The sequence below is a fragment of the Coleofasciculus sp. FACHB-712 genome (genome assembly GCF_014695635.1).
GTDB lineage: Bacteria > Cyanobacteriota > Cyanobacteriia > Cyanobacteriales > FACHB-T130 > FACHB-T130.
The window spans coordinates 1-9,768 of sequence record NZ_JACJOQ010000092.1 but is presented as its reverse complement, the minus strand read 5'-3'; the positions used below and the strand labels follow the sequence as shown (position 1 = coordinate 9,768).

Sequence of the window (9,768 nt, the reverse complement as noted above, 5' to 3'; positions counted from 1 at the left end):
GCTTTAGTACGGGTTTGATTGTACAGGTCTGCCTGGTTGAGCGCGATCGCAAACTGCTCGATCACGACCTGTAACAACTCGACCTCGCTATCGTTCCAGCAACGCGGTTCGGTGCTGTGGCTACAGCAAATTGCGACAACCATACCCCCAGGTAACTGAACGGGGATAATCAGTACTGTTCGCATTCCTAGCGTGCGTACAAAGTCTCGCCAAGTGGGATCTTCTACCGTCTCGATATCTTCTATTCGTAAGGTTTCCAGCTTTAGAAGTTTGGTCGCTAACACACCGAATGCCGATGCAGGATAGCGTCCGGTCAAATCGGGTAGGTGAGCAAGGCGAACTTCCGGAGAAATTTCCCAGTATGGCTCCTCTACATTGCCGTGATACCAGCCAAGATGACATCGATCGGTCTGAAGGACTTTCTGGATTTCGTGCAATGTTGTCTCTAAGATGGCATCAAAGTCAAGAGAATTGCGAATCTGGTTGGTGAGCCGATTAATTAACTGTTCGCGCTGTGCTTGCTCTTTTAGCTGCTGAACGGACAATCGCAAGGCATCTTCTACCCGTTTGCGATCGCTAATATCCCTCGTGATGACAACGATACCCAGAATGTTACCGTGAGCATCCCGCCAAGGAGCTTTTGTCGTTAAAAAGGTGGTATTGATGTCACCATTAGAAACCACTTCCTCATAAGCTTCAGTAACGCCTGCTTCCATAATCTGACGGTCTCTCGCCATGATTTGGTGGGCAATGTCGGGAGGTAGCAGTTCAGAATCGTCTTTGCCAAGAATCTCCTCAATTGGCTTTCCAAAGAAGTTTGCCAAATTAGAGTTGAGCGCGATATGACGCCCCTGCCGATCTTTGACAAGGATGAAGTCTGGTGTACTTTCCAAAATAGAGTTTAAGAGGGCATTGCGTTCGCGCAGGTCTGCTTCTGCTTGTTTGCGTTCGTCTTCGACGCGCTTGCGATCGCTGATATCCGTCGAAATTCCACCCAGCGCGTAAGGCACACCAGCTTCATCCAGAATTGGGAAATGCACCGAAACGTAGGTATGCAAACCATCTTCATGGAGGATAACTTCTTCTGAGACGATGGCTTTTCCCCCTGCCAGAATCCGTCGATCGTTCTGTGTAAACTGCTGAGCCATTTCTTGGGGAAACAAGTCGTAATTCGTCTTTCCTTTAATCTCCTCTCTGGTAATACCAAATAACCGTTCAAATTCCCGATTAACCCGAATGTGTCGTCCTTGAATATCCTTTAAATAAATCACTGCCGGACAGTTATCGATAATCGCTTGTAGTTCTGCCTCGCTCTCTTTCAAAGCGGCTTCTGCCTGCTCTCGCTCTCGAATTTCGTCTTGCAGGTGTGCCACCACCGCTCGGAGTTCCTGGGTGCGTTCCTCGACTCGTGGTTCTAGCTCTAGCTTCCCTTGGTTCAGTGCTGCTTCCGCTTCCTTTCGCTCCGTGATATCCAGCAGCACCCCACAGAAGATGATTTCACCCTGATTGTTTTTTGTAGGGATAGAACTACCCTGCCACCAGCGTATCTCTCCATTTGGCTTGATTAATCGCCCTTCATAGTGCCAAGGGATGGATTGCTCAATCACTTCAGTGACCGATGCATAATAGCTTTCTAAGTCGTCAGGATGCACCTGACGAATGAACGCGCCGAAATCTGCCATCACCACCTCAGCCGTCACGCCTAGAAGATTCCAGATTCCTTCGCTCATATAATCTACTCTCCAGACATCCTTCCGGTTGGTAAAGTGGAAAATCACCCCAGGTAGATTCGCGGTGGTATCTCTAAATCGTGCCTCCTTAACGGCTAAAGCTGCCTCAGCTTGTTTGCGCTCCGTGATATCTTCGATTGCCAGGATGATGCCGCCCATCACTCCGGTTTCATCTTGCCAAGGACGAATCTCCCATTTGCGCCAACCAGTTGAGCCATCCGTTCGCTGAAACGGTTCTTCTACCAACATCTCGACTGCTTCGGTCAAACAACGTTGGTATGCTGCCTGTAAGGGTTCCCAATCCGAGGGGCAAACTTCAGGATGCGATCGCCCAATAATTTCTGGTTGCTTCAGTCCCAGTTCGCTCAACCACCGCTGGCTGAAGAGCAGATAATTGAGGTTGCTATCGAGAATGGCAGCCGCCAAGGGTAGGTTTTCGATGAATCGGAAACAAAGGCAATCGTGCTTCATCTGGCTCTGAGCCGGGAAGTGCTGTTTCATGAATTAGGGATTGGTTCCTACACTGGACAGTATCCAATACTGCGGCTTCTGCCCCTCCCCATCTGCATACCATGCATGATGACAAAGAGGATTCAATATCTAGAGTTCCCTCTACACAAACGCTAGTAACATTTGTTGAAATGACGAATTGCAAAAAACGAGAAGAATTCTGCCTATTTTGATAAGTTTTATCGCTGACCAACACAACTGATAAGCGTGCTACATTCCGCCTTACCAGCGCCCTAAATTCTGAATCAGGTTCAATACAAGAATTTAATTGTGTCGAATTATACAAACTTACTGAACGCGGCTTCCAAGTTAACTTCAAGGCTAAGTAGTACGCGATCACACCGATGACATCGGGTATGGGGCGATTCACAATGAAATTCAGTTAGCACCAACCCTGGACATTCTAGGCAATCCCCTGTTTGTCAACAACAGGAACAGGGAAACTTTCTCGTGGGGTGCTGTCTATTTATCTTATATGGACAGTTTATCAACTCGTGGCAGCGAGTTTTAAGGTAACTTATGCGTCGAATTCAATTTTGGGCATTTGCCCCCATCGTCCTAGTCGCTACTTTCTTTCCTTTTGTCGCTCAAGCGCGGCAGTCTGTGGAAAATGTTAGCGGTAATATTGTCCCCGTTAGTCTTTCTCAAGAAGGCTCTCTCTTGCTAGCGCAGGCAACTACTCTCTCACCGCTGGAACAAGGAGTGATTGCTGAAATGAATAAGGCGCGGAAAAATCCCGCCGCCTATGCCGCCGTACTGGAGAATTGGAAAAAACGCTTCCAAGGTAAGCAAGTGAGAATGTCTGGAAACGTCTTTTTACAAACCCAAGAAGGTGTGAAAGCCGTCGATGAAGCGATTCGCTTCCTGAAATCCACTCGTCCTCTCCCACCTCTAAGTGCATCTAAAGGGATGTCATTGGGGGCTAGGGATCATGTGAAAGACCAAGGACCAAAAGGTAAGGTTGGTCACAATGGGAGCGATCGCAGCGATCCGTTTTCTCGCATCAACCGCTACGGTTCCTGGCAAACCACCGCAGCCGAAAATATTAGTTACGGCTCTGACACCCCTCAATCTATCGTCATGCAGTTAATCATTGATGATGGAGTTCCGGATCGCGGTCACAGAAAAAACATTTTCAACCCGGCTTTCCGAGTCGCAGGAGTGGCTTTTGGGTCTCACGCAAAATACAAATCGATGTGCGTGATTACCTATGCTGGAGGATATAAAGAGAAATAGGCTTCATGCATCACTCGTCCTCTTCATCTCATCAGCTCAGCGTTCTCCGCCAGGGAAAAGGCTTTCCAATTCTCTGTCTACACGGTCATCCGGGGTTAGGCAGCAGTATGTCTGTCTTCACTAACCACTTATCCCAAAAATTCCAAACTTTTGCCCCTGACCTCCGGGGATACGGCAATAGTCGCATCAAGGGTAATTTTAGAATGGAAGACCATTTAACCGATTTGGAGGCGCTTCTAGACCGCTTCCAGATTGAGCGTTGCCTGGTATTGGGTTGGTCGTTAGGGGGGATTTTGGCGATGGAGTTGGCGCTGAGGCTACCAGAGCGAGTCACGGGTTTAATTTTGATTGCCACAGCAGCACGCCCCCGTGGGAATCATCCGCCAATCAGCTGGCAGGATAATTTCTACACGGGGCTGGCTTCGATCGTGAACCGGGTACAGCCTGGGTGGGAATGGAATATTGAGACCTTTGGGAAGCGATCGCTCTATCGCTACCTGATCGGACAACATACCCCTGGCGCTTACCGCTACCTCGCATTGGAAGCGATGTCAGCTTACTTGCAAACCTCAGCGGCGGCAACGCAGGCACTCAATACTGCTCTGAGAGCTGGTTACAACCGATTGGCGGATCTCCAGCAAATCCAATGTCCGAGTTTGATGCTGGCAGGAGCAAGCGATCGCCACATCACCCCTGAGTCGAGTTTAGAAACGGCTCATCACCTCAAGGATTGCCAATGGCACTGCTACCCGAATACCGCTCATTTATTTCCCTGGGAAATTCCCGAACGGGTACTGCGGGACATTGACTCTTGGCTCGATAGCCATCCACAAGTCGTGACGCCAGCCGGAGTTTAGATACCATCGTCGCCTCACCCTGTCCCGAAGTGATGCAGCCCCGACCAGAGGGGATGCAAGTTCAAGTCTGGTATCCTTCCAATCTTGTGAATTCTTAGCATCCCAGAAGCATCTATCCGCAGCGAGCGTACCCCTCTGGCAAACCCAGAGAGGTTAGAGGTAAGGTGCCAAAGATGGGGATTCAAAGGAAGTGGATATCACCTGTGAAAAAGATCAAAACCTAAGAAGGCTGACCGCTAAAAAACGTGGCTGTTCTTTGGCGGTCAAAACGCTCCCCCGACTCATCGTAAATCGTCAGCTTCTCTGGCTTACAGCGCTTCACAGTAGCCTTAATGCCTTTCGCTCCTTCTGCTTCCAGGTCTTCGATATAACCAGCTTTGGTTCTATCAGCTTCCTGGGAGCTGAGGAAAGGGCCAAAGTAGTAAGTACAACGGGGGTTGTCTGTGACAATCTCAACCCACGAAGCCCATCCAAAGAAGTGGAGAATGTTAATCAAGAATTCCTTCATGTTTTTGGCCTATCTTAGGGGATACAAAGCAGTCTTCTAAAAGGTTGTTCTTTACATTCTGTTATATTCTGTCATCTTTCTTTTTGAAAGTCTCTTTTGAAAGATTATTCAAGTAGAGCCGATTCGACCAGCGCTGACGATAGATTTCATAAAGAGCCATTCCCCCTGCGACTGACGCATTCAGGCTCGGTGTGTTTCCCTGTAGCGGAATCGAAATCAGGAAGTCACAACACTTTTGTGTCAGAAGATTCAATCCTTCACCTTCAGAACCAATCACCAATACTACTGGCCCGGAAAATTGAGTAGTGTGTAACATTTGACCATCGCCTGCGGCGGTGCCATAAATCCAAAAGCCAGCCGCTTTCAATTCTTCTAAGGCACGGCTGAGGTTAACCACTCTGGAAACAGGAAAAGTTTCTAAAGCTCCGACTGCCACTTTCATGACGGCGGATGTGATTCCCACTGCTCGTCGTTGAGGGATCACCAATCCCTGGGCACCCAAAGCTTCTGCCGTGCGAATAATCGCTCCTAGATTGTGGGGATCGGTAATGCCATCCGCTACCACCAGCACTGGCTGCTCCGAGACGGATTTTGCCTGAGCGATTAACTCACTCAGGTCAGTGTAAGCGTAGGGTGCGACTTGAGCGACCACGCCTTGGTGATTTGCCCCGTGGCTAATTTGCTCTAAGCGGCGCGCACTGACTTCATCGATTACCGTTCCCCGTTCCTTGGCTTTCAGTAGGAGGGAGTGAAACCGGGAATCATAACGCAAATTTGGCAGTATCCAAACCCGATTCAGCTGGCGATGTTTTTCCAACGCTGTGAGGACAGGATGCCGTCCATAAATCAGATCGCTTTCTTCTTCGGGTGCGGCTGCTGCTGCTCGATCCTCGTCCTGAAAACGACCTCTGGGGATCTCCCGTTCGTGACGGTTGGGAATTGACTTCTTTGGCTTGAAGTTGTCTGTCGGGCGCGTGTCAATTGAGTCTGTGTCTTTGTGGCGGGAAGCAGGACGGATTTGTTGACGCTCCCGGCGCGTGTCAGTTGAGTCTGTGTCTTTGTGGCGGGAGGCAGGACGGATTTGCTGACGCTCCCGGCGCGTGTCAATTGAGTCTGTGTCTTTGTGACGGGAAGGAGGACGGATTTGCTGACGCTCTCGGCGCTGGAGAATTGGCTTGACTTGCTCGTGCTTCCCAACTGGGCGCGAATCCCGATTGACATCCTCGTTATCAGAGAAGGAACGATCCTGGGGCGTCTGTTGCTCTACAATTCGCTTCCCAATCCGATTGTCCCCAAGACGCTTTGGGAAGGCACGCTTGGCTCGAATGGGCTTCCCTCGACTGGCGCTGGATCTGCTTGGAGGCTGAGGGCGGCGATGTTGATCGGCCATATTGTTAAGAATCTTTAACTTGTGGAAGTGGATTTAGCTCTAAGTAGCTCAGCAGCTGATTCAATCGCTGGGGATCTGTTAGGTAAAGATAGCCCATCAACGTCTCTAAGCTGCTAGCTTGTTGATAAATTTCGGGATCGAGGCGCTTGGGACGACCTGCCGCGGCGTTACGTCCCCGCCGCAAGATTTCTAATTCTGTGTTGGTAAGGTGGGGTTCGAGCGATCGCAATGCTTTTGCCTGACTTTCAGCTCTCACTTGCGCCACTACCATGTCATGATAAGCGTGGGATCGCTTGGGTGGCAGTAGATAAAAACTACGGATATAAAGCTCATACACGGCATCTCCTAGATAAGCTAAAGACGCCGGGGAAATCCGCTGAATTTGCGTGCGACGATCTGCGATCGCCCAGATCGAGTTCAACGATATTTTGGTTTCACCCAGTACGGGGTTAGTATTCAGCCAATCTGAACACTCTTCCTCCTGTGAACTCACATCTATGCCCTACCTCGCCCTCTAGTTGATCTTAATGCTTTTGCCTGAAAATCAGGGATGGGGTATGGGGAGTCGGGAGTCGGTAGGGGGTAATCGGTAATTACCTGTTCCCTTGTCTCCTACGCCTCTGCACTGCTGCTCTTTGTTTCCCCACCATTCCCGGTTCAGGACTTTTGAAAATGATTGGGGCGGGGGCTTTAGAACCCGCCCCTCAAGCGCGAGTAGCCGAATCATCGCGGCATACGAAAAGCGCATCCGCGCCGCTACGCGATCGCGCCTCTGTATAGGTCAAGCAGGCTTGACATTCTCCAATGCCGCTTCGACTGAAGGCTGCAATGACAGAAACTGTTCTAAGCGAACCAGCTTGACAGTTTGAGTCACGCGGGCATTTGTAACAATTTGCAAACTACCCTCAAGACTTTGAGCCTTTTTCACCAGCTGCACTAGAGCGCCCAATCCAGAGCTATCAACAAAATCAATTTTGGAAAGATCCAGCACAACGTTGCTGGGTCCATCTTCAATACACTTGCTGATAACTTTCCGAAATGTGGGTTCGGAAAAAGCATCCAATAAGCCTGTGAGGCGGAATAGCTGATAATTGTCCCTAACTTCGCGAGTGCCTCTTAAGCTGACAGTTAGGGTTAGTGGCTCAGGAATAACACCCTCCTAGCTGGATTGTCCTTAGTCGAGGCTTTATTATAAAACACAATGCGCGGATATACGCATCTGTTGTAATTCGTCCTTAGTTATTCGCGACCGAGCAAGGATATTAAGACTTTCTACTTCATCTGGGACACCCCTCACCCCTCTTTCCCCCTCTCGCGCAAGGAGGGGGAAATCTACTCGCTAACGGGTCTTATCGAGGCAATGAGATCGCATCTAGGCGCTACGCTTATGCGATCTCATCTGCTCAACAAATTGCTCAAACAGATAGTCGGCATCGTGAGGGCCAGGGCTAGCTTCTGGGTGATACTGCACGGAAAAGAAAGGTAGAGATTTGTGACGCAACCCAGCCACGGTGCGGTCGTTCAGGTTTAGGTGAGTAATTTCTACTTCTGGATTTAGAGAATCTGCGTCAATGGCAAACCCGTGGTTTTGGCTGGTAATCTCCACTCGCTGCTTCTCAAAACCGGCGGGTTGATTTAAGCCCCGATGACCAAATTTGAGCTTGAAGGTGTCAGCCCCCAGCGAAAGACCAAGAATTTGGTGCCCCATGCAGATCCCAAACATCGGTTTCTGGCTTTCTAGCAGCGCCCTTGTGGTTTCGATGCCTTCGGTGACAGCAGCGGGATCGCCGGGACCATTGGAAAGAAAAATTCCATCCGGGTTGTGCTTGAGAATTTCTTCGGGGGGTGTATTGGCGGGAACCACGACCACGCGGCAACCGTAACTCGCCAGACGCCGTAGGATGTTCCGTTTGATGCCAAAATCAATGGCAACCACCGTGAGGGGTTCCCCGCTTTCTGAGGGGATTCCAGGACTAAATTCCCAACTCGACTCGGTGGGGTCAGACCACTCATAGACTTTGGCAGTCGTCACTTCCCGAACTAGATTCAATCCTGCCATGCTGGGAGCTTCTTGTACTTTCTCCAACAATTCAACGGCGTCAAGAATTTCAGTGGAAATCGCGCCATTCATGGCACCAGCAGAGCGAATCTTTCGGGTAAGGGCACGGGTATCGATGCCGTAAATGCCTGGAATGTTGTGTTGCTTGAGATAATCGGGCAAAGACTGGCTGGAACGCCAATTGCTGGGACGGGAGGCAATGTTACGAGCGATCGCGCCCCGCACTTGGGGACCATTCGATTCTTCATCATCTAGATTGACGCCAGTGTTGCCTAATTCTGGATAGGTAAAGGTGACAATCTGACCGCAGTAGCTGGGATCTGTCAAGACTTCCTGGTAGCCGGTGATACCTGTGTTAAAGACCACTTCACCGATAGCTGTTCCAGGGGCACCAAAAGACCAGCCTTTGTACGACGTGCCATCGGCAAGGACGAGCAGAGCTGGTTGAGGAGAAGAAATAGACATAAGGGAGTGGTTAGTTTTTAGAAATTACTTCTTAGTTGGTAAGTTAGCATCTCACAGCCGTTGGGATAAGAGGTAGGGGGTACTGTGTGAGAATGCGATCGCATTTGGCAGCTCCTAATTGAAGGGGCGACGATAGCAATTCCAAGGTTGGGTGTATTGGATTGTAGGGGCATGACATTGCTATGCCCCTACTATCGGGAGACCTACTGTATAAACATCACCCATTCAAAAAAACATGAGCGAATGGCTAATTTTTCAGAAACTCAACTAACTGCTCCAACTTCGACCAGGCAGTACCGCTACCCAAGATTTCTCTAGCCATTGTAATGCCCTCCGCATGGCTACCCATTGCGATCGCGCCCCCAACTTGGAGTGCCAACGCCGCATTTAAAGCCACTACATCTTGCTGTGCAGATGTTCCTTTTCCTTGAAGGACATCGCGCAAAATTTCGGCATTTTCCTCAACATCTCCACCCCGAATCGACGTGGTGGGTGCTGGTGTCAAGCCTAATTCGTGGGGATGCAGCGTTGTCAGTTGTACCTCACCACCAGACAGCACTGCTAAATCTGTCGCGTCTGCTAATCCAGCTTCATCCAGTTTCTCTCGTCCGTGCAGAACAATTGCCTGCTGAGTTCCTAACTGTCCTAAAGCATGGGCAATCGTCACGACCAGGTTAGGATCGCACACCCCAATGATCTGCCCGGTAGGGCGTAACGGATTTACTAATGGGCCTAATAAATTAAAGACCGTCCGCACTTTCAAGGTTCGCCGCAGCGATGCCACCGCTTTGAGCGCTGGGTGCCAACCGGGTGCAAATAAAAAGGTAATCCCGACTTCTTCTAGTGCGGCTTGTGCTTTCTCACTGCTGGCGTTTAGGTTAACTCCCAGCGCTTCCAAGACATCCGCCGATCCAACTTTGCTCGAAGCCGAGCGATTGCCATGTTTGGCAACTGAGACGCCAGCAGCAGCGGCTACAAAGGCAACAGCGGTAGAGATATTAAAGGTTGATGCC

The 9,768-nt window shown here is 50.0% G+C and carries 9 protein-coding genes; 2 read left to right on the top strand and 7 right to left on the bottom strand.

What is annotated here, in order from left to right; translation table 11 throughout:
- Positions 1–2,231 (bottom strand): PAS domain S-box protein (locus H6F50_RS02265; RefSeq protein ID WP_190425885.1); only part of this gene is annotated, 2,231 nt, incomplete at its 3' end.
- Between the two features lie 528 nt (positions 2,232–2,759).
- Here H6F50_RS02265 and H6F50_RS02260 point away from each other — a divergent pair.
- Together H6F50_RS02260 and H6F50_RS02255 are read left to right on the top strand one after the other, a co-directional pair.
- Entirely contained in the window at positions 2,760–3,476 is a 717-nt protein-coding gene (locus H6F50_RS02260) for a CAP domain-containing protein (RefSeq protein WP_190425882.1), read from the top strand.
- Positions 3,477–3,481: 5 nt separating this feature from the next.
- Positions 3,482–4,333 carry an alpha/beta hydrolase gene (locus H6F50_RS02255; protein WP_190425880.1) on the top strand — a complete coding sequence of 284 codons (852 nt, stop codon included), beginning with the start codon at positions 3,482–3,484 and terminating at the stop codon, positions 4,331–4,333.
- Between the two features lie 220 nt (positions 4,334–4,553).
- On the opposite strand, the gene H6F50_RS02250 is transcribed toward H6F50_RS02255, so the two are convergent.
- The 6 genes from H6F50_RS02250 to trpD form a co-directional block, all read right to left on the bottom strand.
- Positions 4,554–4,841, bottom strand: coding sequence for a DUF1816 domain-containing protein (locus tag H6F50_RS02250; RefSeq protein ID WP_190414796.1), 288 nt, complete (start codon positions 4,839–4,841; stop codon positions 4,554–4,556).
- A 61-nt stretch (positions 4,842–4,902) separates the two neighbouring features.
- On the bottom strand, positions 4,903–5,823 hold the full coding sequence (rlmB, locus tag H6F50_RS02245) for a 23S rRNA (guanosine(2251)-2'-O)-methyltransferase RlmB (protein ID WP_347277130.1): 921 nt from the start codon (positions 5,821–5,823) through the stop codon (positions 4,903–4,905).
- A gap of 412 nt (positions 5,824–6,235) precedes the next feature.
- On the bottom strand, positions 6,236–6,673 hold the full coding sequence (locus tag H6F50_RS02240; protein WP_242028867.1) for a ribonuclease III domain-containing protein: 438 nt from the start codon (positions 6,671–6,673) through the stop codon (positions 6,236–6,238).
- 339 nt (positions 6,674–7,012) lie between these two features.
- The gene (locus tag H6F50_RS02235; protein ID WP_190414821.1) at positions 7,013–7,381 is read right to left on the bottom strand and encodes an anti-sigma factor antagonist; all 369 of its coding nucleotides are present in this window, start codon (positions 7,379–7,381) and stop codon (positions 7,013–7,015) included.
- Between the two features lie 222 nt (positions 7,382–7,603).
- A complete protein-coding gene (gene carA / locus H6F50_RS02230) occupies positions 7,604–8,755 on the bottom strand; it encodes a glutamine-hydrolyzing carbamoyl-phosphate synthase small subunit (RefSeq protein ID WP_190425875.1) in 1,152 nt (383 codons plus the stop codon).
- 247 nt (positions 8,756–9,002) lie between these two features.
- A partial coding sequence (trpD, locus tag H6F50_RS02225; RefSeq protein WP_190425860.1) for an anthranilate phosphoribosyltransferase occupies positions 9,003–9,768 on the bottom strand: 766 nt, incomplete at its 5' end.

Bases quoted from the DNA above. Each gene is read 5' to 3' on its own strand.
- H6F50_RS02260 (WP_190425882.1), top strand. From the start codon at position 2,760: ATGCGTCGAATTCAATTTTGGGCATTTGCCCCCATCGTCCTAGTCGCT.
- H6F50_RS02250 (WP_190414796.1), bottom strand. From the start codon at position 4,841: ATGAAGGAATTCTTGATTAACATTCTCCACTTCTTTGGATGGGCTTCG.
- H6F50_RS02255 (WP_190425880.1), top strand. From the start codon at position 3,482: ATGCATCACTCGTCCTCTTCATCTCATCAGCTCAGCGTTCTCCGCCAG.
- carA (WP_190425875.1), bottom strand. From the start codon at position 8,755: ATGTCTATTTCTTCTCCTCAACCAGCTCTGCTCGTCCTTGCCGATGGC.